This is a genomic window from Rhodococcus sp. 5A-K4 (assembly GCF_046097995.1).
GTDB lineage: Bacteria > Actinomycetota > Actinomycetes > Mycobacteriales > Mycobacteriaceae > Rhodococcus_F > Rhodococcus_F erythropolis.
The window spans coordinates 42,183-62,921 of record NZ_JBJURM010000022.1; the positions used below are offsets into that span (position 1 = coordinate 42,183).

Consider the following 20,739-nt stretch of genomic DNA (forward strand, 5'->3'; position numbering starts at 1 on the left):
ATGGCGTGGGGACTGACCGACGACAAGCTTCACAGTCATCGGAAAACGCTTCGGATTCCGAGAGCGAATCGGTGCGAAGCGATGGGTTTGTGGACGCTCGTCAACAGCTGGTGCAACGACCACGGGACAGACGGCAATGTCCCACGGGACATTTGGGACGAGTTCGGGACAACGCTCGGGACAGCCGAATTACTCGTCGCTGCAGGGTTCTGGGAGACCACCGAAGACGGTTACCAGGTCGTTAATTGGGCCGAATACAACAAGACTTCAGCGCAACTCGCCGAGAAGAGGCAAGCCGAAGCCGACCGCAAAGCGAAGTGGCGGGCAACGAAGAAAGGGCAAATGAGCAGCTCAGAGGATAGTCCCGCCGATGTCCCACGGGACAGTCACGTCAGTCCCGAGACTGTCACACCCGCGTCCGCTCTTACCCATACCCATACCCATACCCCTAAAGATGAAGAACTACTACGTAGTTCTTCTACGTCGGCAGAGCCGCCGAGGCCGGATATCGAAGAACTCTGCGAACGACTTCAGCAACGAATCACCGAGACCGGATCGAAGACGCCGACGATCACCGCGAAGTGGCGCACCGAGGCCCGATTACTGCTCGACCGCGACAAGCGAGATCTCGGCAAGGCACTCGCCCTCATCGACTGGGCACTCGCCGATGACTTCTGGCGAGGGAACATCGCGTCGATGCCGACGTTCCGAAAGCAGTACGACCGCCTCCGGATCAAAGCCAACGCCGAAGCCGGATACGGCCCCGCGTCGTCGACCTCGGCGAGCGCGAAGGTCGCCGGATGGGGAGAGATCGCGCAGCAAGCCGACGCGATCGAGGCTGCAGCGCTCACCGAGAAAGAAACCATCATCGAACTAGGAGAAGCCGACAATGACTGACGTCCAAGCCGCTGCACGCGTACTCGCCGAGGCAGCCGCGATCGACCCCACGATGCCGAAGCCCGATCCGGTCATCGCCGTCAACTGGGCAAAGGCGCTCTCGAAGTACGACCTGCCGCTGCCGCTCATGATCGAAGCCGTCATCGACCACTACGCCGACGAGACTCGGCGCATCATGCCCGCCGATGTGACTCGACTCGGTCGCAAGATTCGGGCCGACAGGTCAGCCCGCGAATCCTCGGTCGATCGTGACCGTCGGGCACTGCACAACGATCGGCGACTCGAACTGACATCGGGCCGTCGACCGGCGACCCCGCCCGGTCCCGCATCGCCGACCCGTCGAGCCGAGGTTATGGCCGCTATTCGATCGTTCGCCGACCGTAAGGCCGTTCGCGACTAGTCAGGCACCGAATGTTCCAAATAGGGAAGTGTGGTCGATCTGGACCGCAGCAACCGCTATCGCAAGTCATCCCCAACTCACAGAATCGAGCTACATCGTGAAGTTCTCACTCTCGACAATTGTGTTCATCGTCTTCGTGATCCTCAAACTGACCGACACGGTCGCTTGGTCGTGGTGGTGGGTCGCCTCGCCGCTCTGGATCTCATTCGGACTCTGGCTGCTGGCACTTTTCGCCGTCGGATTCATCGGCGCAGTGGTCAAGACTCTGCAGGAAAGCACGGGGCGCCGCGCAAGGGATGCGAAGCGTGCGCACCTCGCGAAGTTTCGTGCCGAGCAGCGCCGCGACTACCGATGAACGCAATCGCTGAAGGCGACGCCGTCAGTGTGTGCGCCGTGAACGGCATCTATCGCGTCGACCACATCAGGTCCGGGTGGGCGCAGACACATCGCATCGACGAGCCAAACACAACGCCTCGCGCGTTCTTCCTCTCACGACTTACGAAGGTGGACAACACATGACGAAGCACATTATCGACGCACTGCGAGAGCGCATCGAATTCCTGTCACCGCTGGCCCGCACTGAGTACGACCACGGCACAGTCGACGGACTGAAGGAAGCCCTGACGATGCTCGAGCAGGTGCACGCATGACGCAACGCGGTAAGCCTCGCGCCGAGATCGACCTGCAGAAGATCATGGATCAGCTGCCCGAACCGCCTCACCCGAAGCACACATCGGAAAGCGTGAAACCGCTCGCCGAATTCCTGTTCATGCCGATGTGCGAGACAGGTCGACCAATCCCGTTGCGTCAGTTCGCATCACTACTCGCACAGTCAATTCTGAATTGGCAGGCCGGATGGATCTTCGACCCGCAGAACCGGGCATGGGTGCAGGAAAGCGCCGGGACTGTCCTGCCGTCGCATGAGTACGTCGCACCGCTGAACGACCCGAAGTTCGACGCGCTCGACCAAGAGACGAAAGACAAAGCGCTGAACGCGATGCAGGCATTCATCGACGCGAGGAGAGCAGGGCAATGACTCGGCGTCAGGTGATGAACCTCGGTTTGATCTATCTGATCGTCGGCAACGGCCTCGGAATCCTCGGTTTCCGCAATGTCGAGGAAGTCTTTGTGTCGTGCGGATTCGCGATCGTCGTCGTCGGGTGGCACCTATGACGAACTGTGTACTGACACACCGTCGTATCGGCGACGACGGTGTGCCGGTGTGGGATCACGAAGTAGCTCGGGCTGGTGTCTTCGAGGGCGCATGCCTCTGCAAGGGGCACCTAGCTCGACTACGTGAAGTCATCGCCGGTACACCCGAGGCGATCTGCTGGATGCGGGAACAGCTCGAACCGGCAGCAGGGTTCGACGGGGACGGCAGCAAGCAAGCCAACAAGGCCGGTTCAAAGATGCCAATCTCGGCTGCCGCCGTCGACTCTGCCGACGAGACGATCGGCTTACTGTTTTCGTGGGCGCAGCTCGCCGCCGAAGAGCTGCGCACCAACCCGCCCGACATGACCGGCACGTGGAAGATTCTTGCGTCGAGATGGGCGACCGACGGCACGATGCAGGTGCAGGGGATACGCAGCGGCATGCTGCACGTCGTCGACCGCGTCACCCGGTGGCTGCTCAATCGACTCGACGAGATCATTCGGTTTCCGTGGATCGAAGAGATGGTCGCCGAGATCGTCAGCCAACGCGAAACAGCCCTCGCCCGTTGGCCGTACACCGATCGTGTGCGGCATGTCCCGACGATCGAGTGTGAAGGGTGCGGGAAGCGCACGGTCGTCATCTACCCGCCGTCGACACCGCCGATGTACGAAGTCGTCCCGGTGCTCGACGAGTACGGCGAACCGACGTACCTTGTCGAACCTGTCGGCTTCGGGATGCAGGGACCGGCGAAGGTACGGCGCTACACCGACGGTCGTCCCGCCGTCGCGACTGAACGGCTACTGATTCAGTCGATGCCGGTACTCGTGCAATGCTCCGACATCAATTGCGGGGAAGTGGTTCCCGAGTCGAAGTGGGGCACGCTCCGTCGGCTGTCGTTCATGGGAACACGAATCCGATGAGCGAGTGCACGTGTTCCGGCCCGGTCCCCGGCTGGCCGCAACACGAAGGGTTCTGCAGGACTCTGCTGGGATCTCGCCCCGACCCGGATAAGTGGCGATTCTGGCCCACCCCCAAACCAACAGGAGATAACTCGGATGAGCGCTGAAGTGTTCAACCCGGTTCAGATCGAGACCCGGATACATGCGATCTCGAACCGAATCGCAGAGGGCGTCAACATGTGCGACGAAAAGTACCTCGCATATCTCAATGCTGATCGCGAATACGACCAGGCATATGCCAAGGCGTACATGAACTATTCGGGAGCTGCACACGCAAAGAAATATCAGGCCGAACTCGACACGGCTACCGAACGTGCAGCCCGTGACGTTGCCGATGCGGCATACCGATACGTCGATCGGCGCACGAAGGCATATCAGGACGAACTGCGTGCATTCCAGTCGATCGGCGCATCAGTTCGTCAGGCGTACGGCGTAGCAGGAAGAGGCGAAGGCGCATGACTGAATCGAATTGGGCGCGAATCGGGTACGAGGCAGACACGGGCGCCGTCGTATACGCCCGGCCTGTCGCGTCGCCGATGCCGTCGAAGACAGTGAACGTGAAGATGACCGACGAAATGCTCGACGAGGCACGGCTCGAGTCGGCTCGGCGCGCGGCTGCCGAGATGCGAGGGATGAAGACTCACGTCGTCATCTTTGACGAGTGCTATCAACCGATCTGGGATAGCCGAAACCCGAACGGCGTAGCGCTCGCCGACGTAATCACCGTCGAGCCTCACCCGTGCACGGTCGAATTCAGAAATGGGTTCAGGTGGTCCGGTATCGTACGTCGTCGCGGCGACGGATTCGAGTATGAGAGCGACCTCGATCTTATCGAGAAGATGACAGCTTGGCCGGACCCCTTCGGTGATGTAAGTCAGACAATGACCGCGATCCGCGAAGGATACAAAGCGATCGGCGAAGCCGCTGAAAGTGTCTGGAATGCAATGCAACCCATCGTTAAAGCTGTCCACGCCGAGAAGCGAAAACGCCCGCCGTTCTGGGCTGTCGACGTGAACCGTGGGCACCGGCCGAAGCGGATCGGGAATCAACCGGCAAGGCAGGGGCGACGATGAGCGCGCTCGATTGGGAAGAGCTACGGCGAATCGCGTCATTCCTCGAGGAACGCTATCGGGAAGAGGAATCGTGGGCGCATGAGCGTCAGGCGCAGGACAAACGTGACGCTGAAGAGCATCCACTGAGAATCAAGGTGCATCTGTGGGCATCGGGGATTCCGGCAGGCGCCGAGCATCCCATCGTTCCGGCGTCACCTTGGCCGGCCATCGACGACCCGGCGCGCATTCTCGCCGAGGTCGCGGCGAAACGTGCCGCCGTCGCAGCACTCACACAAGGCGGCTGCTCGTGGTGCGACGTGAACGACAACCTGTTCGCCGACGAGCTGCGTGCGTTCGCTGCCGTCTACGTCGGGCATCGCCTGTATCGAGAGGAATGGAAATGATCTGGCCTATCAAGACGGTTCGCGAGCTGGAAACCCTGCAGCTTGTGCACTTGGTGAGTTCGGAAGTGCCCGCGCAATCCCTGCCGTATCACCTCAGTTGGGCGGCAAAGGAACTCGAAAAGGCAGCGAAGGAACGTCTCGGTGTCGACATCGACATTCGCAACTGCGAGCACAAACTGATCGAAGAGGACCACGACGATCACACCCGCAAGTACGTTTCACGGTGGCGCCCTCTGTGGATGAACACTGATGTCGAGTTCGTCGACGGCCCGCTCGACGGAAAGCTGTACGCCGTCCCCGACGTTCACCACCCGATCGTTGCGGCGATCGAATCGCCGCTTGACGCATTCCGCGACCTCGACGATGCAACCGGACCGTGTCAGTTCGATCTCGCGGTACCGAAGCGGATCACCTACAACCGTGCAGGGTGGAATGACCGCACCCGCAGATGGGTGTTCAGCCCTGAAGGGTCGGCGTCATGAAACTACTCGGCGTAACGGTATTCGGGGTCAGCACTGTCAAGTGGCATTCGCGGCATCACACGACCCGGCGAGAGTCAGCCGGTCTCGGTTCGCAGTGGTACATCATTTGCTCGTGCGGGAAGGCGTGGTTAGTCCGATGACGGGACTGATGGACATCGACGGGCCGGTGCCGGTGACCCTGAAAGAGGCTGCAGCGCTCGTCGGCATCTCGTACTCGGGTATCAAGCATTGGACTTCGAGAGGACTGCTGACGCCGATCGCCGTGGACGAAAGAGGTTATGTCGTGGATCGAAACGACGTGTTTGCGTTGGCTGAAAAGATGCGCCGACGACGCCGTTTGCGTTCGTGATCTCTATATGGAACCATGATTGCCAGCGGCACCCCTGTATCACTACAGCGGGTGCCGCTCGCATTTCCCCTGAATTGTCCCCGCTCTCAGTGGGGTACGCGGCGACTCGCAGATCAGCCTCGCCGCAACAACTGAATAACAACTGAATAGCGACCTCGGCAGCCAGCGCACGGCCCGAGGTGCACGGGTGTGAAGCTCAAAGACAGAGCGGCCGAGCGAAACCTCGGCAGGTGCGAGTTGGAATCTCGTCACACCCGCCCCAAACTTTTGCTATCCGCGACCTTCGGCGATGAGCTGATGTGCTCGCTGAAACGACACGTGAAGCAATTCGCCGATGTCGCGAATCGGTACACCTTGATCTGCGAGTTCCGTTGCAAGGCTTCGTGATTCGATCATTGCTTTCGCTTCAGCTTCAGCGGCCTTCGCACGGTACTCGGCGATCGACGTCACCTTTGCCGAGACATCGTCGATGTCGCCGACTCGACTGATGTCGATCGTCACGTCGATGTCCTCGAGTGCCTGATCGGTGTGCAATGCGATTACCTCGCGTGCCATTAGTTCCGCTTCGCCGAGGCGTCGAGCCTGCGTGAGTTCGTCGAGCTCGGGAATGGCGACCATCCACCACCGGCCCTCTCGGGTGACGGTGGCGGTGTAGTGGCTGCTCATCGGTTTGCCTCCTTGATTACTTTCTGGATCTTGCGGTAAACGCCGGGGGTGATGGTGCGGTGTCCGTCCGGGACTGACACCTGGTGCTTGCCGTCGGCCGTGATCCACATTGTGTGGCTGCCTTTGGTGCGGTCGGGGTGAAAGCCTGCATCTCGCAGTTCCTTCTGCACTTTGCGGGTGGGCTGCTCTGCGATCATGAGATTAGTCTATCCCGCTAGACATTCTCTAGTCAAGCCGACTAGACAACTTTATTAGGTGCTTACCCGACGGTGAGCGAACCTGCCTGACCTGCACATATTTTCAACCCTCGCACATTCGGGGGCGCGACCGAATCGGACCGAAAGACAGCTCAGAGCCGAAACCAACGCGCACACACACTTCCCAGCAGTCCCGAGGTCACAAACTGTCGCCCCGACATGGTGCAGAAGCGCGTCACCGATCCCGTCTGCTCTCCACGGGTGGACGCGCTGCCTCGGACTGCTGGGAATCACTACTTCCCGATGGGGGCGTCATGCGCATTCTCGGAACACTCGTCGTCGTCGCTGCCTGCGCAATCATCCCGATCGCTGCAGCGACCAACGCATCAGCCCGCAACGTCATCGTTGTCGACGGCACCGGCAATTCCGGCGCGATCTACCACGCCCCAGACATTCATCCCGGCGACACCGTCACCTATGTGACCTATCCGGCTACCGTCCTCTGGCCGTCCTACGACGAGTCGGTGCAAGCCGGTGAGCAAGCGCTTCGCGCCGATCTCGCTGCCGCACCGCCCGACTCACTCGTCATCGGTTATTCGCAGGGCGCCCGCATCGTCGGCGATGTCCTCACCGAACCGCAGCAACCGGGCGTCACCGGCGTCGTCTACGCCGATCCCCGTCAGGCCGGTTCCGGCGTCGAAACGCAGATCGAGCTGCCCGGTGTCCTCGGCGCAACGATGTCCGGTGAGCGTGCACCGTTCACTGTCCCCGTCGAATCTCATTGCATCCCCGGCGACGGTGTCTGCGATTGGCATGCAGGCGATCCCGTCGGCAGCATCGTCGGCTACCTCGAACTGCACACCCGATATTTCAACTGATCTAGGAGACGCAGCTATGCCCGAAGACACTGCCCCGCAGCTCACCGAATTCGAGGTTCTCGTCGAGGATCTGATTCTGACCGCCGTTCACAAGGTGTTCGACGCATCAGGCATCGACGACGACGTTCTCGCAACGGTCGAAGCAAACGCGGATCTCGCGCTCGACCTGACCGGCGAGATCCTGCAGCAACTCATCGGCGGGGCATACCTGGCGAAGCAGGCCGGTGTCGACGCTCTCGTGCCGATCCCCGGCAACCTGACCAACGTCGAGAAACTGATTTGCGACGAGATCGACGCCGACATACCGAAAGCCGAATACGCCGGAAAGCCAGTCTCTGCGAGGCTCGCTCGCCGGATCTCAAACAAGCTCATCGACTCGGGCATCGTCGACGCGATCGTGGCACCCGATGCGCCTAGTCCCGCTAATCAGCCGTTCTTTCGTGGGGGTGTGTTCCCGCCGCCGTCGCCGAAGCCGATCATGCGGCCGGTGCCGCCGACTGTCGGTCGGATCGTGCACTACACCGAGCATCCGAGTCGCCCACCGTTGGCGGCGATCATCACGGCTGTCGATCCTTACGTCGAAAGCACCTACCCCGACGAAGGCAGGGCATTCCTGCATCTCTTCGACCCCTCAGCGATACGCAATCCCGTCCCGCTGTCTCGTATCCCGTTCTCAGAGACCCCGAAGCCGTACCACTGGTCATGGCCTCCGAGAACGTAGGGACATCGCATGCATGACTGGAAGAACTGGGAGTCGTGCCAGTGCGGCGAACGTGGCTGCCGGTCGTATCGGCAGAGAGTGAGGCGACCTGATGGGAAGGTTCAGCAACCCGAAACCGGCCCCACTGACCCTCACTCAAATTGACGCATCACTGCGCATAGAGGCAGGCATATGGGGGAGTGCTACCGGGGGAGTACGTGACCGGTCCCTATCCCGCATCGACGCACTGCTCGATCGCCGGTATGCGCTGCAGCCTGTGGGACACATTGCGGGGACTCTTCCCCAGGGGTATTACCCCGGCCTCAATTTGCCCCCTATGCCGAGGCCCTGACACCGCCCCAATTTGCCCACCGTGCACCACCCACCCACATACACCCGAGGGGGCGTCATGGCCGCATACCGAGCGTTCAGGCCGTGCAGTAGACCAGGATGCGGCAAGGCAGCAGTAACCAGGCACAGCAACTGTGCACAGCATCTGCAGCAGGCACGTGCACACAGTGACCGTAAGCGTGAGCGTGAAGGCAGACGCTTCAACTACAGCGACAGTGGACACCGCACGTTCAGGCAGGCAGTGCTCGACCGTGACAGTGACTGCGTGCTGTGTGGTGCAGAGGCAACGATCGCCGACCATCACCCATTGAGTCGACGTGAACTCATCGTGCAAGGACTCGACCCCAACGACCCGCACCACGGTCGCGGCCTGTGCAAGAGATGCCATGACAGCCACACAGCGAAAGACGAGTCACAGCTAGGTCGACAAGGCCCCAGACACTGACCGTCATGAAACCCGCACGCCCTGAACCAGTCCCGTCACCATGACTTGACAAACCCGCCGACCCCACACTCACCGCCCCGACCGGGGTGGGGGGGTCGCAATCACGACAAAGTGCCTGGCGAAGCCGCTCTGTTCGGGGGGCGTACGCCTTGCCATATTTCAAAAAAATTCCCAAACCGGGGTGCGACCAGCATTTTCCCGGCACTTTCCGGTGTCCACACGCCGAAATCACACACTTTCTCGGATGAATCGAGGGCAACCATGTCGTTCATTTTCGCCTCCGCACGGTCGATTCTGGGTGCTGCCGCTGACGCGCTGTATGCCGTCGTCGGCGCAGTGCTTTTCAGGATCGTCATCGGCAGCTGGCGCGCATCATGAGAGACCTGAAATTTACGATCACGAGCGCCGACGACGCCACTCTGCAGCGGCTCTTCGAGGCGATCGAGAAGTGTGAGTGTCCCGGCAGCTGGACGGTGCACTTCTACCCAGAAGGTTCATCCCGTGTCCGGCAGATCGAGATATCGATTCAAGGCGCAGACGATGCCACTGTCGACCGATTCCAAAGTGCCCTGGATCTCGTCGACGAAGAGGCGTTCGATGCCGCCGATTGGACACTGACGCTCGGGCCACGCATCGCGGTTGCCGACCTCAAAGTCGATCTGACAAATCTGTTCGCGACTGCGTTCAACCTTCCGCTCGATCACGCCATATTCATGGGCAAGGACTTCGACGAAGCGTGTGCGCCGATCATCAATCGCGATTGGCTGAAGTCCCGATGAGCGCCGAGGCCGAATACCCGCTCGGCGCCGAGTGCGATGTCGACGCGATCGTTCAGAACGTGACCGTTCCGGCGCTCTGTATGCCGACGCTGCAGGCGCTTCTCGATCTACTCGTGCCCGGTGTGATCCCGGCGTCGAAGGTTCGCGAAATGCTCGGCATCCCCGGCGATATCGGTGCCGACATCGCGCACGGGTGGTTCAGCGCCTACGAGAGCGTGAGCCAACCGAAACCCGGACTCGGGTCGTACTCGTACGGCGAGCAGCTGCCGCAGGTCGATCAGATGGCCTTTCCGGTTCTGCCCGCAGTCGGCCGGTACGGGTACACCGAGACTTGGGGGCACCAACATGGCTAAGCGTGGCCCGAAGTCGCGGCCGAATCACCTCAAGATCGCCGAGGGCGTCCGAGAAGATCGCGTCAACCGTGACGAGCCGATACCGGCTGAGACGCCCGAGGTGCGATCGGGAATCCTCGAACCACCCATCGACCTCAGTGAGAACGCCCGCGAAGTCTGGGATCGTCTCGTGCCCGACCTGGTGGCACAGAAAGTCATGACGGCATGGGACATCGACCAGTTCGCGATGTTCTGCGTATCCGTGGCGACGTACTGGGATGCGCTCGACGCGATGGGCAGTTCGATGGTCACCGAGGGCGCCTCTGGCAGCCCGATCAAGTCCCCGTATTGGCAGATCATGCGAGACGCCGAGGCCGCTGCATCTCGCATCGGCGCCCGCTTCGGACTGTCCCCGTCCGACCGCGCAAGCCTGAAGGTCGGCGGCGACGAGGGCGACAAAAAGGCAGGCGCTGAAAGGCTTCTCGGATGAGATTTTTCGACATCGAACAGGCTGCCGAGTTCCTTGTAACCGGCTCTGTCCGAACACATCACGAACAGCCCGTACCTATCTGGGCGGGATTCATCATCGAACAACTAGCCGAAATCGCTCGGCAGAACAGGATCATCATGTCCAATCAGGATCATCTGAACGCTGACGTTGCACTGCTGATCGAAGCGAACACGCGCACCGTGGCTCTGCTCGCCGAGCAGGGCGCCGAAATCGCATCCCTGAAGGCGCAGGCGCCCGAGTCGCTGGACTTCGGCCCGCTCGACGAGGTGACCGCGAAGCTCACACAGCTCGCGTCGGCAGTGCCGAGCAACCCGGTTCCCGCCGTCGACCCATCGGCCGGCGTCGACACCGCGCCGGTCGTCTCCGAACCCGTCGACACCACGGCACCCGTCGAACCTGTCACCGCAGATCACGAAGTTCAGGCGCCGATCGTCTCCGAAACTCCGATCGCCGACCAGGTGTCGAGCGACGAGACCGACGGCACTCACAGCTTCTGATCTGTCCCGCACTTCGGAGGTGGCCGTAAATGACACCTCTGAAGTGCGGGCATGTCTTCATCGACTCGGACGGCGACAGTTTCGAGTGCGAAGAGGTCGGCGACCACTTCTGCGAGACTCGCGCCGATCGGGCGCAGGACTTCATCGAGACCTTGTGCGTGCACACCAAAGGCAAGTACGCACGTAAGCCGTTCATCCTCGAGGATTGGCAACGCGACGACATCGTGCGGCCGATCTTCGGCACTGTCGTGTGGTCCGACGAGCACGAAGACTACGTACGCAAATACGAGATCGTGTGGATCGAGCTAGCTCGAAAGAACGGTAAGACCGAGCTGCTGGCCGCGATCATGCTCGTGTTGCTGCTCGGCGACGGCGAAGAGTCGGCCGAGCTGTACGGCATCGCGCTCGACAAAGAGCAAGCCGGTCTGTGCTTCGACGTTGCAGCGCAAATGATTCGCCTGTCGCCGCCCCTCGCGAAGCTCATCAAGATCACGCCACACAATCGGCGCGCGAACTACATTCGCAAAAACTCGATCTATCGCGTCATCGCGTCCGACGCTGGCGGTGCGCTCGGCTCGAACCCGTCCGGTGTCGCGGCCGACGAAATTCTCGCGTGGAAAAACGGCGATATGTGGACGGCGCTACGAACCGGCATGGGTTCCGGCGCGCGTAAACAGCCGATGTTCATCGCGGCGACGACGGCCGGTAACGACTCCGAGTCGTTCGGTGGGCTGCAGCACGCCGAGATGGTCAGGATCGCCGACGACCCGACCCGGTCACCTCACATCTTCGTCTATCTGCGTAACACGCCGAAAGACGCTGACCCGTGGGATGAAAAGAACTGGTACTTCGCGAATCCGGCTCTCGGTTCGTTCCTCTCGCTCGACGGAATGCGCAAGCAGGCCAACGAAGCTCGGAACGATCCGACGAAAGAAAACGCATTCCGTCAGTTCAAGCTGAATCAGTGGGTGAATCAGGCTTTCCGGTGGATGCCGTTGCATCTCTACGACGAGAACATCGGCGACGTGTACGAGACAGCCAAGGAAGCCCGCGAAGTGTTCGCAGGCCGCGAATGCTGGCTCGGAATGGACCTCGCCGCCCGTCAAGACCTCACCGCTTGGTGCCTGATCTTCCCGATCGACGAGAACTCGTGTGATGTCCTATGGCGGTTCTGGCTGCCCGAGAGCGCATTCGAGCGACTGAATCAGCTGAACGACGGGAAACTCACCGACTGGGTCAAAAACGGGTGGCTGACCGTCACCGAGGGTGACGTACTGGACTTCGAGAAAGTCTATGAGGACATCGAAGCCGACGCCGACCTGTTCACGATCCTCGGCGGCGATGCCGATCAGTGGTCGTCCGACCCCGTCATTCAGCAGGTGCAGAACCGCACCGACATTCAAGAGATATTCACCTACAAGAACGACTTTTCACACATGTCACCCGGCATGAAACGAATTATGGATCTGGTGAAGCTCAAAGGCTTCAACCATCACGGAAACCCTGTCGCGCGTTGGTGCTTCGACTCCGTCGAGGCGAAGTCAGCAGCCTACGACCCCGACATCATCCGTCCGATGAAGCCGAACCGTCAGACACAAGCAAAACGAATCGACGGCGTACCCGCCGCGATCATGGCCGTCAACGCGTGGGAACAACGCGGCGATGAGGCGGTCTCTTACTACGAGGACAACGACCTTCTAGTTCTCTGACCGAAAGGACTCACGATGTTCGGTCGAAAGACTCTTCTGCAGCGTTCGATTCGCCGCAGATTCGCAGTCACCCTCGCGCAAGGCGAAGGCGAATTCATTGGCGTACTAGTCGAATCCGACGCAGATATGTACGTATTCGATGACTGCTACCTGATCGAACGCGAAGGCCGATCGAAGATCAGCGGCCGAGTGTACGTCGACCGAATCTCGGTCGCCTACTTACAGGAACTGGCAGGGGGCTAAGCGATGCTGCTTTCGGATGGTCGAACAACATCGCTTGCACCGCAGGCTTATTCAGAAACCTCGCCGGTCTCGAATCAGGGCTACTTCGTCGCCAAAGGCGGCCTGTCCCTCGAAATGCAGTACGCGACTTACGCTCACCTGTACAAGGTGCAGCCGTGGGTCGCCGTCGTCGTCAACAAGATCGCGAATCTGATTGCCCGACTCGGTGTCGGCGTCTGGAATGAACCTGACGAAGGCGGCAAGTCGGTCGACACTGCAGGCCCGTACGCGAAACTGATCGCGAAGCCGTGCCCGACGATGGACCCCTATTCGTTCTGGCTTTGGGTAGCAGCGACATTCGAGATCTACGGCGAAGCATTCGTACTGAAGCAGCGCGACGACAACGGACGCACGACCGGCCTGATCCCGATGCATCCCTCGCTCACCGAGATCATTCGGGACACTGACGGTCGTCTGAAGTACCGATTTATGGGTCAGCCGAACGAAACCTTCGACGAGTCCGAGGTAATCCCCTTCCGCTCATACAATCCCGACGGCTCGACTCGTGGATGGTCGCGGCTCGAACCGCTGCGCTCGACGCTGATGAACGAAGACTCGTCGCGGCGAGCTACGTCGTCGTGGTGGAAGAACATGGGCCGTCCGTCGATGGTTCTGTCGACCGACAAAAAGCTCGAAAAGCCTGCAAAGGATCGACTGAGGGAATCGTTCGACTCGGTTCACGCGGGATCAGGCAAAGTCGGCGGCACCGTCGTACTCTCCGACGGCGTCACAGCTACTCAGATGCAGCTGAACGCCGAAGAGATGCAGTACATCGAATCGCGCAAGCTGAACCGCGAAGAGGTCTGCGCCGTCTACGACATCTCGCCGTCGGCGGTTCATATCCTCGACAACGCAACGTATTCCAACATCACTGAGGGACTGCGAAGCGTCTACCGCGACACAATGATGCCGCGGCTCGAGTTCATCGAATCGGTACTCGACACGTACCTCGGGTCGGAGTTCAACGGCGCACGGTATGCCCGGTTCAACGTCGCCGCCGTCCTGCGTGGCGACTTCGAGGCTCGGGCCGTCGCGATTGCACCGCTGGTGCAGTCCGGTGTATTCAAGCCGTCCGAGGCGCGCGAACTCTTCGATCTGAACGATGCCGGTGAGGTCGCCGACCGACTGTACGCAAACGCGGCGATCCAGCCGCTCGGAAATCCGGCCGAACGACTGTCGGGAACATTCGCGGTCGGTGGCACCACAACACCCGACGGCGTGCCGATCACGCAGGTTCCGTCGACGATCCCCGGAGCCCCGCCGACGGCCGTCCCTGCAGCTCTCCCGACCGCCCTGCCGGTGCACGGCGCCCCGCTCCCTGACCCGAAGGTGCAGAAGCACATTCGGTCGCTGAACGGCGCGATCGGCAGCGGCAAGACCATGCAAGACGCCGGATTTGCGCTCGCGCAGAAGTACCCCGACGAACTCGAACAGATCCAAGCGGCCTGCCTGCAGGTTCTGGGAAGGAAACTCTGATGCCTGACATCATCCGCAAGGCGCTCGCCGAGGTCTCGCCCGTCGCCGACACCGACGACGAGCCGAACGGTTCATTCGACGTAATTCTGTCGGCGCAAACCCTCGACCGCGACGGCGACACACTCACCACCGACGGGTGGCAGCTGCCGCTACCGGATCACATCACGTTCGATTCCGACCACGGCATGTCCGTCGAGACGACCGTCGGCAGCGGTAAGCCGTTCATCAACGACGACGGCGACCTGCAGGTGCGGGGCACCTACGCATCTACCCCGCACGCGCAGAACGTGCGCACGCTCGTCAAAGAGGGACACATTCGTACGACCTCGGTTGCGTTCATGCCTGCCCCGAATACCGAGAAGGATGCAAGCCCGAAACGCGAACTGCTGAACGGCGCGTTCGTGGCGATCCCGTCGAATCGAGATGCCGTCGTTCTCTCATCGAAAGCTTTTGGCGCCCAAGGGTTCCATATAGATCAGAAGCTCGGCGCTCGGACCAACGAAGACGACGCATCAATGATTCAGGCGATCCACGATGCCGCACATCACCTCGGCGCCTCATGCGCTGGCGCGGCGCCGGCCGAAGCGGCTGCCGACGAGAAAAAGTCGTTCACCGTCGTCGCAAAAGGGTTGACCGGCAGCGTCGAAGATCTCCGCGAACGGGTCTCGTGTGCACTGCGTGCAACGACCGGCCCGAACGAATATCCGTGGATTCGCGCAACTTTCCTGACCTCCGATACGGCCGGTTCGATCGTCTATGAACTCAACGACGACAACCTGTCGCGATCGTTCACCGACGACGGCACGACCGTCACTCTCGGCGCCGAAGTCACAGCCGTTCGGCTCGTGACAAGCGTTGCCCCGGTATCGAAATCGGTCGAACCGACCGATCTGCGTACCCGCTTCGAGGACTTCCTGAAGTCCCTCGACACCACTACCACCGGCAGCACTGCCGGTCAGTCGCAAGATTCCGCGACCACTTCTGCCACGACCGCCGCCCCAACAGGGACCGCCGCCGTGACCGACGCGACCGCCGATGACGTGGCACTGCGAGCGAAAGCGCTCGAAATCCAGCTTGGCGCAACGGCGCTCGGCACACCATCGACGAAGGATCACGAATGACCACCGAAAACGAACTCAAGTCCCGCGCGCTCTCGCTGCAGGCTGAAGTGTCGGCGAAAATGGCCGACCCGAACCTGACCGGCGCACAGAAGGCCGAGTTCCTCGACAAGGCCGAGAAGGAAAACGGCGAGATCGCAACGGGGATGAAGAACCTCGAGCGTGCCCGTCACTTCGCGGCCGGTAACGACCTCACCCGAGGCGACGGCACGCCCGTCGAGACCCGCGACAACGGCGAAGCGCACTACGCGCAGCTGAACGACACCTTCGCACAGATGAAGGCGCACGCTGCAGGAAAGAAGCAGGGTAACTTCACCTTCGAGCTGAAGGCGCAGGGAACGACCGGCCTGATGGGTGAGGCCGCTGCAGGCACCACGGCGCCCGGTGCGCTCGGCGCCGGTAACTACTTCCTCGGCGGCGCAGCTGGCGCGTCGATCGCCCCGCAGTTCCTTCCCGGCATCGTCGAGCAGCAGTTCTATCAGCTGACCGTTGCGGATCTCTTCTCTTCGACTCCGGTCGATTCCCCGGTCGTGACCTACGTCCGTGAAACGGCGTGGGCGAACGGCGCGAAGGCGACCAACGAAGGCGAGACCTACGGTCAGTCGACCAACGGTGTCGGTCGCCTCACCGAGCAGGTCGGCAAGGTCACGAACTCGGCGAAGGTCACCGACGAAATGATCCAGGATGCTCCCTACTTCTGGTCGCTCGTGCAGCGTCGTCTGCCCGAGGGTCTGAAGCGTCAGGAAGAGGTGCAGCTGATCGCCGGTTCGGGCATGCCCGGTGTCAACGGCCTCCTGAACCGCACTGCTGGCTTCACACAGGGGACGGCTGGACTCACCGCAGTCACGAACGTCGCCTTCCCCGCTGCAGCGACCGCAGGGGCCGGTACCAACTCGGGCACCGTTGCGAGCCTGACGCCCGGTCGTCAGATCAAGGGCACCGGAACCACGGGCACCGCCCCGACCGGCGTACAGATCGCCGAAGGAATCTTCGCCGGTCTGAACGACATCCGGTTCAAGACGTTCTTCGAGCCTGACGCGATCCTGATGAACCCGCTCGACTGGGCGACGATCCGGCTCGCGAAGGACTCGAACGGTCAGTACCTCGGCGGTTCGTTCTTCGGCACCAACTACGGCAACTCGCAGAGCATCGCCTCGGGCGGCGCCGTCGACACCGGCCTCACCCTGTGGGGCAAGCGCGTACTGACGACTCCGGTCATCCCGCAGAGCTTCATCCTGCCCGGTGCCTTCCACACAGGTGGAACCGTCCTGCGTCGTGGTGGCCTCACCGTCAGCTCGACCAACACGAACGGCACCGAGTTCGATCAGGGCATCTGGAGCGTCAAGGCAGATGAGCGTATCGGTCTGCTCGTCGAGCGCCCGGAACTGTTCGAGCTGATCCAGCTCGCCAACTCCTGACCCGCCCCGAGGGCGCCCCCAATTCCACGGGGGCGCCCTCGGTTCGACCGAAAGGATCGACATGTACGTCAGCTATTGCAACCCGTACGACTTCGAGCGCGCGCACGGATACAAGCCCGGCGAAGAGCCGAACACAGATATCCCGCAGGCGGTCGACGACGGCACACGGCAAGTCATGACCACCGACGGCGACGGCGGCTCGAAGGTTGTCACCGCGAAGGTCGTGACTCCCGACGACACGGGCGTGAAGACGAAGTGACCGGCTTCGCGACACCGGCCGAACTCGACGAGTTCACCTCGGGATCGCCCGATGCCGCGATTGCCTGGGCGACCGGATTCATTCGGGACTACACGCACCAAACACTCACACTCGTCGAAGACGATGTTGAGATCTGTACGGCGCGGCCCGACAACACGATTCAGCTGCGAGAAATGCCCGTCGGCAATATCTCGCTCGTCGAAGCGTGGACCGTCGACGGGTACATGCCCGTCACCGGCTACCGATGGAACCCTCACGGGATGCTCGACTGCCTCGGCTGGCACGTGCACGGCAATCAATTCCGAGTGACCTACACGCACGGCTATGCCGACCTTCCCGACGGTCTGAAGCAGGTCGCCCTCGAACTCGCCGCGATCGAGCAGTCGAACCCGACTGGCCTCGCATCGCGGCGAGTAGGGGAGAAGCAACAGACCTACGTCACGCGGGGCGCAGGGATCGGACTCACTGAGTTTCAGAAAGCAGTGCTCGATCGGTACGCAATCGAGGAGGTCTCGTGAGTCGGCTCGGCGGCGACACCGTCACCGTTGTGTCCGAGCTGCCGGTGCTCGACGATGCCGGTGACCCGGTCGTCGACGGCCTCGGCATCGCCGTCACCGCCGAGCATCGTGTGCTGTACGAAAAGCGCTGCTCGTGGGAATACACGGGCGGCACCGAGACGAACTCGAACGTGAATCCGACGGAGATCGACGGCCGAGTGTTCATGCCGCCGGATGCCGTTGTAACCGAGTCGGACCGGATCGAATACCGCGGCCTGTCTCACGCGGTGCAGACACCGCCGAGGCTGTGGACGGACGAACTCGGGCGCCCTGATTATCTGCACGTGGTCGTCCGATACTCGAAGGGCTAATCATGGTTGGACTCGACCCTATGCAGGTTCGTACGCAACTCGAACTGCAGGCAGAAGGATTCCTTGCAACTTCGCTGACCACACAGGCCGCTGCGCTCGCATACGCCAAAGAGGGCGCAGAGTACGCGAAAGGCATTGCGCCGGTCGCTAAAGCACCTCACACGCTCCCATCTGGCTATGTCGACAATCCCGGCGACTATCGAGATTCGATCGAAGGTGTCGCGATGTTCAAAAACGGTCGGTGGATCGGCCGAGTCATCGCCCGCGACTACAAGGCATTTTGGATCGAGTTCGGCACGAAGCGATGGGCGAAACACGCTGTGCTGCGTCGTACCCGTGAATATGTCGACGGTCGGACGGTCTGATGACAACGCACTACGCATCAGCCGAGCAGGTTCTCGTCGCCTACCTGTCGACCGTTCCCGGTGTGGGCGGCTGCAGCGTCGAGATGCCGGCCAATCCGGCGTATCCGTTCATCCTGGTCACGAAGGTGCCGGGTACGGGAACGGACAACGGAATCACACAGTCGGCGATGGTCGACATCGAAGTGTTTCACCCCAATCGGGCTGCAGCAGAAGCATTTACCCGCCCGGTGCATCACTTCATGCTTCACCTTCGGCACACACACATAGGCGGTGTGCTGATCGACAACGTGCGCCCGAACGGTGCCGGTTTCGGCTGGCTCGACTACCAGGACGCAGACGTAAACCGCTACCTCGCGATTTACACCATCGACTCCCGCATCACCGCCCAACCACTCTGAAAGGCTTGACAATGCCCACGACACAGACATGGGATTCCATGTTCGGCGGCAACCCGCAGAACATCTTCAAAGGGCTGTACGGTTCGTTCCTGGTCAAGGATTACGACCCGAATTTCTCCCTCGCGAACTACACCCCGTTCGACTCGCTGACGGGTCAGCTGAAGTCGACGATCCTCACGACCGACGGGTGGATCGACACGGGATATCTCGACGAGAACGGCGTCGAGTTCTCGCCGAACTTCGCGACCGCCGACACGAAGGCATGGCAGTCCCGTCAGTCGCTTCGCACCGACTGCACCGACGACAGCGAATCTTGCTCGCTGACGGCCCTCGAATCGAAGCCGCTGATCGACGCGCTCGAGAACAACCTGCCGATTGCTTCGATGGGCGGTATCGGACAGGTCGGATACCAGTTCACGAAGTCTCGTGTGCCGGTCGTTCGTGATCGTCAGATCCTGTTCATCGGCGTCGATTACACACTCGGACAGCCGAACATGATCTCGAAGATCTATTCGCGTGCGCAGATGACGAAGCCTGATAAGAAGGCTTTCCAGGCGAAGACCGAGGTGCAGTCAAAGCTCATGTTCAACGCGCTGCCCGATGCACTTTCCGGCTTCGCTGTCCGCACCTTCCGTGAGGGCGCCGGTTGGCGCGCGCTCGGTGGTACCACCTCGGCACCCGGCACCCCGGTCGCAACGGCGCTCGCGGGCGCAAAGGCGACCCTCGCCTTCACGGCACCCGATTCCCCGAACGGTCCGTTCACGTACAACGTCTTCCAGAACGGTTCTGTCGTTCCCGTCGTGTCGTCGAACGTCACCGTCGGCGGCACCTCTGCCGCACCTGTCCTGACCATCTCGGGACTGACAGCGTCCACTGCCTACACGTTCACCGTGCAGGCAGTCGGCGGCAACCTGTCCGGTTCCGTCCCCTCGGCTGTGTCGAACTCCGTCACAGCCATCGCGTAACACCCTCTGAACGCCCGCTCGCGTGTCTGGGCTGGACACGCGAGCGGGATTCCAGCCCACCGGCCCAATCACATCGAAGGAAAAACCATGACTGCAGCATTGCCTACTACACCGATGTCCCTCGAAGCTCTGCGTGCGCAGGGCGTCGAATCGCTCGGCGGCGAGCCTGGCATCGAAATCCAGATCGTCGAGGGCGGCGAGATCTTCACCGTCCCGAATCCGCTTCTCGTCGACGACACCGTGCAGGAAGCTCTTCCCGACGCGAAGACTGCGATTCAGATCGCTACCGCGATCCTCGGCGAAGAGACTCACGCCCGATTCATCGCTGCCGGTGGTCATTCCAACGATGTGATGCTCGCGTGGCGCATGCTCACCGAGCACATGAATTCCCCAAAACTTCCGAGGTAGCTCATGTGCTGCGTCGAGTGTGCAACAAGCTCGAGGCAGATCTTCAGCACTATTACCCCGGTCGCCGGATAGCCGAGTATTGGCGAACGATGTTTCGCGGTACTCGCGAGATGACATCTCGTGAGCTTTGGGTCTTGTTCGACGAGCTACCCGAGGACTCTCGATCCAAGGCTGCGCTATCTGGCGACCCGTGGGGAATCGACCGGCATCTGCTGGCGACCGTTGTCGACACCATCAACGCGCACCGTTACGACGGCAGCGAAGAGTCGGCGCCGCAGATCGAACGGCCCGGTCGTACAACGGCAAAGGCTCAGGCTCGTGAAATGAGCAGGCGCGCACACGATGCCGTCATGTCGCTGCTACGCGGCGATGTTCAGCTCGAAGGTTTGGAGCTGATCGAAACAACTGAATAAGGGGTACAT

Annotated in this window: 33 protein-coding genes and 1 tRNA gene; 32 read left to right on the forward strand and 2 right to left on the reverse strand. The window is 61.3% G+C overall.

Going from position 1 to position 20,739, the window contains the following annotated elements:
- The 13 genes from ACKAMS_RS24710 to ACKAMS_RS24770 all read left to right on the forward strand — a co-directional run bounded on the left by ACKAMS_RS24710 (position 1) and on the right by ACKAMS_RS24770 (position 5,952).
- Entirely contained in the window at positions 1 to 897 is an 897-nt protein-coding gene (locus ACKAMS_RS24710) for a hypothetical protein (protein WP_408989696.1), read from the forward strand.
- Positions 890 to 1,297 carry a hypothetical protein gene (locus tag ACKAMS_RS24715; RefSeq protein ID WP_102999509.1) on the forward strand — a complete coding sequence of 136 codons (408 nt, stop codon included), beginning with the start codon at positions 890 to 892 and terminating at the stop codon, positions 1,295 to 1,297. The genes ACKAMS_RS24710 and ACKAMS_RS24715 overlap by 8 nt, the downstream gene beginning before the upstream one ends.
- 97 nt (positions 1,298 to 1,394) lie before the next feature.
- The gene (locus tag ACKAMS_RS24720) at positions 1,395 to 1,652 is read left to right on the forward strand and encodes a hypothetical protein (RefSeq protein ID WP_408989697.1); all 258 of its coding nucleotides are present in this window, start codon (positions 1,395 to 1,397) and stop codon (positions 1,650 to 1,652) included.
- A gap of 160 nt (positions 1,653 to 1,812) precedes the next feature.
- Entirely contained in the window at positions 1,813 to 1,947 is a 135-nt protein-coding gene (locus ACKAMS_RS24725) for a hypothetical protein (RefSeq protein ID WP_257216388.1), read from the forward strand.
- On the forward strand, positions 1,944 to 2,333 hold the full coding sequence (locus ACKAMS_RS24730; protein ID WP_102999507.1) for a hypothetical protein: 390 nt from the start codon (positions 1,944 to 1,946) through the stop codon (positions 2,331 to 2,333). Before ACKAMS_RS24725 ends, ACKAMS_RS24730 begins: the two co-directional genes overlap by 4 nt.
- Positions 2,330 to 2,470 carry a hypothetical protein gene (locus tag ACKAMS_RS24735; RefSeq protein WP_158656623.1) on the forward strand — a complete coding sequence of 47 codons (141 nt, stop codon included), beginning with the start codon at positions 2,330 to 2,332 and terminating at the stop codon, positions 2,468 to 2,470. Before ACKAMS_RS24730 ends, ACKAMS_RS24735 begins: the two co-directional genes overlap by 4 nt.
- On the forward strand, positions 2,467 to 3,369 hold the full coding sequence (locus ACKAMS_RS24740; protein ID WP_408989698.1) for a hypothetical protein: 903 nt from the start codon (positions 2,467 to 2,469) through the stop codon (positions 3,367 to 3,369). The genes ACKAMS_RS24735 and ACKAMS_RS24740 overlap by 4 nt, the downstream gene beginning before the upstream one ends.
- A gap of 135 nt (positions 3,370 to 3,504) precedes the next feature.
- On the forward strand, positions 3,505 to 3,867 hold the full coding sequence (locus ACKAMS_RS24745; RefSeq protein WP_408989699.1) for a hypothetical protein: 363 nt from the start codon (positions 3,505 to 3,507) through the stop codon (positions 3,865 to 3,867).
- Positions 3,868 to 3,965: 98 nt separating this feature from the next.
- A complete protein-coding gene (locus tag ACKAMS_RS24750; protein ID WP_408989700.1) occupies positions 3,966 to 4,481 on the forward strand; it encodes a hypothetical protein in 516 nt (171 codons plus the stop codon).
- Positions 4,478 to 4,864: a DUF6221 family protein gene (locus ACKAMS_RS24755; protein WP_408989701.1), complete on the forward strand. Its 387-nt coding sequence runs from the start codon at positions 4,478 to 4,480 to the stop codon at positions 4,862 to 4,864. The genes ACKAMS_RS24750 and ACKAMS_RS24755 overlap by 4 nt, the downstream gene beginning before the upstream one ends.
- A complete protein-coding gene (locus ACKAMS_RS24760) occupies positions 4,861 to 5,346 on the forward strand; it encodes a hypothetical protein (protein WP_408989702.1) in 486 nt (161 codons plus the stop codon). The genes ACKAMS_RS24755 and ACKAMS_RS24760 overlap by 4 nt, the downstream gene beginning before the upstream one ends.
- Before the next feature lie 136 nt (positions 5,347 to 5,482).
- Positions 5,483 to 5,695, forward strand: a complete 213-nt coding sequence (locus ACKAMS_RS24765) for a MerR family transcriptional regulator (RefSeq protein WP_158656622.1) — start codon at positions 5,483 to 5,485, stop codon at positions 5,693 to 5,695.
- A 185-nt stretch (positions 5,696 to 5,880) separates the two neighbouring features.
- Positions 5,881 to 5,952: transfer RNA gene (locus ACKAMS_RS24770), tRNA-Ser, on the forward strand.
- Between the two features lie 13 nt (positions 5,953 to 5,965).
- Here the strand turns inward: ACKAMS_RS24770 and ACKAMS_RS24775 are convergent.
- Complete coding sequence (locus ACKAMS_RS24775) at positions 5,966 to 6,361, reverse strand: type II toxin-antitoxin system HicB family antitoxin (RefSeq protein ID WP_408989703.1); 396 nt, start codon at positions 6,359 to 6,361, stop codon at positions 5,966 to 5,968.
- On the reverse strand, positions 6,358 to 6,558 hold the full coding sequence (locus ACKAMS_RS24780) for a type II toxin-antitoxin system HicA family toxin (protein ID WP_408989704.1): 201 nt from the start codon (positions 6,556 to 6,558) through the stop codon (positions 6,358 to 6,360). Before ACKAMS_RS24780 ends, ACKAMS_RS24775 begins: the two co-directional genes overlap by 4 nt.
- A 314-nt stretch (positions 6,559 to 6,872) precedes the next feature.
- Between ACKAMS_RS24780 and ACKAMS_RS24785 the strand changes: the two genes are divergently transcribed.
- From ACKAMS_RS24785 to ACKAMS_RS24875, 19 genes are all read left to right on the forward strand, one after another.
- Positions 6,873 to 7,436, forward strand: coding sequence for a cutinase family protein (locus ACKAMS_RS24785; protein WP_408989705.1), 564 nt, complete (start codon positions 6,873 to 6,875; stop codon positions 7,434 to 7,436).
- 16 nt (positions 7,437 to 7,452) lie between these two features.
- Positions 7,453 to 8,157, forward strand: a complete 705-nt coding sequence (locus ACKAMS_RS24790) for a hypothetical protein (RefSeq protein WP_408989706.1) — start codon at positions 7,453 to 7,455, stop codon at positions 8,155 to 8,157.
- A 1,149-nt stretch (positions 8,158 to 9,306) separates the two neighbouring features.
- Positions 9,307 to 9,711, forward strand: coding sequence for a hypothetical protein (locus ACKAMS_RS24795; protein WP_408989707.1), 405 nt, complete (start codon positions 9,307 to 9,309; stop codon positions 9,709 to 9,711).
- On the forward strand, positions 9,708 to 10,064 hold the full coding sequence (locus ACKAMS_RS24800) for a hypothetical protein (protein ID WP_408989708.1): 357 nt from the start codon (positions 9,708 to 9,710) through the stop codon (positions 10,062 to 10,064). Before ACKAMS_RS24795 ends, ACKAMS_RS24800 begins: the two co-directional genes overlap by 4 nt.
- Positions 10,057 to 10,533 (forward strand): phage terminase small subunit P27 family, encoded by a 477-nt coding sequence (locus tag ACKAMS_RS24805; protein WP_408989709.1) that lies wholly within the window; start codon positions 10,057 to 10,059, stop codon positions 10,531 to 10,533. The genes ACKAMS_RS24800 and ACKAMS_RS24805 overlap by 8 nt, the downstream gene beginning before the upstream one ends.
- Positions 10,530 to 11,051, forward strand: a complete 522-nt coding sequence (locus ACKAMS_RS24810) for a hypothetical protein (RefSeq protein ID WP_408989710.1) — start codon at positions 10,530 to 10,532, stop codon at positions 11,049 to 11,051. Before ACKAMS_RS24805 ends, ACKAMS_RS24810 begins: the two co-directional genes overlap by 4 nt.
- Before the next feature lie 29 nt (positions 11,052 to 11,080).
- A complete protein-coding gene (locus tag ACKAMS_RS24815; RefSeq protein WP_408989711.1) occupies positions 11,081 to 12,760 on the forward strand; it encodes a terminase large subunit in 1,680 nt (559 codons plus the stop codon).
- A 15-nt stretch (positions 12,761 to 12,775) separates the two neighbouring features.
- On the forward strand, positions 12,776 to 13,003 hold the full coding sequence (locus tag ACKAMS_RS24820) for a hypothetical protein (protein ID WP_102999489.1): 228 nt from the start codon (positions 12,776 to 12,778) through the stop codon (positions 13,001 to 13,003).
- Between the two features lie 3 nt (positions 13,004 to 13,006).
- Positions 13,007 to 14,518 (forward strand): phage portal protein, encoded by a 1,512-nt coding sequence (locus ACKAMS_RS24825; RefSeq protein WP_408989712.1) that lies wholly within the window; start codon positions 13,007 to 13,009, stop codon positions 14,516 to 14,518.
- Complete coding sequence (locus ACKAMS_RS24830; RefSeq protein WP_408989713.1) at positions 14,518 to 15,639, forward strand: hypothetical protein; 1,122 nt, start codon at positions 14,518 to 14,520, stop codon at positions 15,637 to 15,639. Before ACKAMS_RS24825 ends, ACKAMS_RS24830 begins: the two co-directional genes overlap by 1 nt.
- The gene (locus ACKAMS_RS24835) at positions 15,636 to 17,054 is read left to right on the forward strand and encodes a phage major capsid protein (RefSeq protein ID WP_102999486.1); all 1,419 of its coding nucleotides are present in this window, start codon (positions 15,636 to 15,638) and stop codon (positions 17,052 to 17,054) included. The genes ACKAMS_RS24830 and ACKAMS_RS24835 overlap by 4 nt, the downstream gene beginning before the upstream one ends.
- Before the next feature lie 61 nt (positions 17,055 to 17,115).
- Complete coding sequence (locus tag ACKAMS_RS24840; RefSeq protein ID WP_102999485.1) at positions 17,116 to 17,313, forward strand: hypothetical protein; 198 nt, start codon at positions 17,116 to 17,118, stop codon at positions 17,311 to 17,313.
- The gene (locus ACKAMS_RS24845) at positions 17,310 to 17,831 is read left to right on the forward strand and encodes a hypothetical protein (protein WP_408989714.1); all 522 of its coding nucleotides are present in this window, start codon (positions 17,310 to 17,312) and stop codon (positions 17,829 to 17,831) included. Before ACKAMS_RS24840 ends, ACKAMS_RS24845 begins: the two co-directional genes overlap by 4 nt.
- On the forward strand, positions 17,828 to 18,181 hold the full coding sequence (locus ACKAMS_RS24850; protein WP_408989715.1) for a hypothetical protein: 354 nt from the start codon (positions 17,828 to 17,830) through the stop codon (positions 18,179 to 18,181). The genes ACKAMS_RS24845 and ACKAMS_RS24850 overlap by 4 nt, the downstream gene beginning before the upstream one ends.
- A 2-nt stretch (positions 18,182 to 18,183) precedes the next feature.
- Positions 18,184 to 18,546 carry a hypothetical protein gene (locus ACKAMS_RS24855; protein ID WP_408989716.1) on the forward strand — a complete coding sequence of 121 codons (363 nt, stop codon included), beginning with the start codon at positions 18,184 to 18,186 and terminating at the stop codon, positions 18,544 to 18,546.
- Positions 18,546 to 18,944, forward strand: coding sequence for a hypothetical protein (locus tag ACKAMS_RS24860; protein WP_408989717.1), 399 nt, complete (start codon positions 18,546 to 18,548; stop codon positions 18,942 to 18,944). The genes ACKAMS_RS24855 and ACKAMS_RS24860 overlap by 1 nt, the downstream gene beginning before the upstream one ends.
- 11 nt (positions 18,945 to 18,955) lie before the next feature.
- Positions 18,956 to 19,909, forward strand: coding sequence for a fibronectin type III domain-containing protein (locus ACKAMS_RS24865; RefSeq protein WP_408989718.1), 954 nt, complete (start codon positions 18,956 to 18,958; stop codon positions 19,907 to 19,909).
- Between the two features lie 87 nt (positions 19,910 to 19,996).
- The gene (locus tag ACKAMS_RS24870; RefSeq protein ID WP_408989719.1) at positions 19,997 to 20,317 is read left to right on the forward strand and encodes a hypothetical protein; all 321 of its coding nucleotides are present in this window, start codon (positions 19,997 to 19,999) and stop codon (positions 20,315 to 20,317) included.
- A gap of 5 nt (positions 20,318 to 20,322) precedes the next feature.
- Positions 20,323 to 20,730 (forward strand): hypothetical protein, encoded by a 408-nt coding sequence (locus ACKAMS_RS24875; RefSeq protein WP_158656621.1) that lies wholly within the window; start codon positions 20,323 to 20,325, stop codon positions 20,728 to 20,730.
- Positions 20,731 to 20,739: the final 9 nt, after the last annotated feature.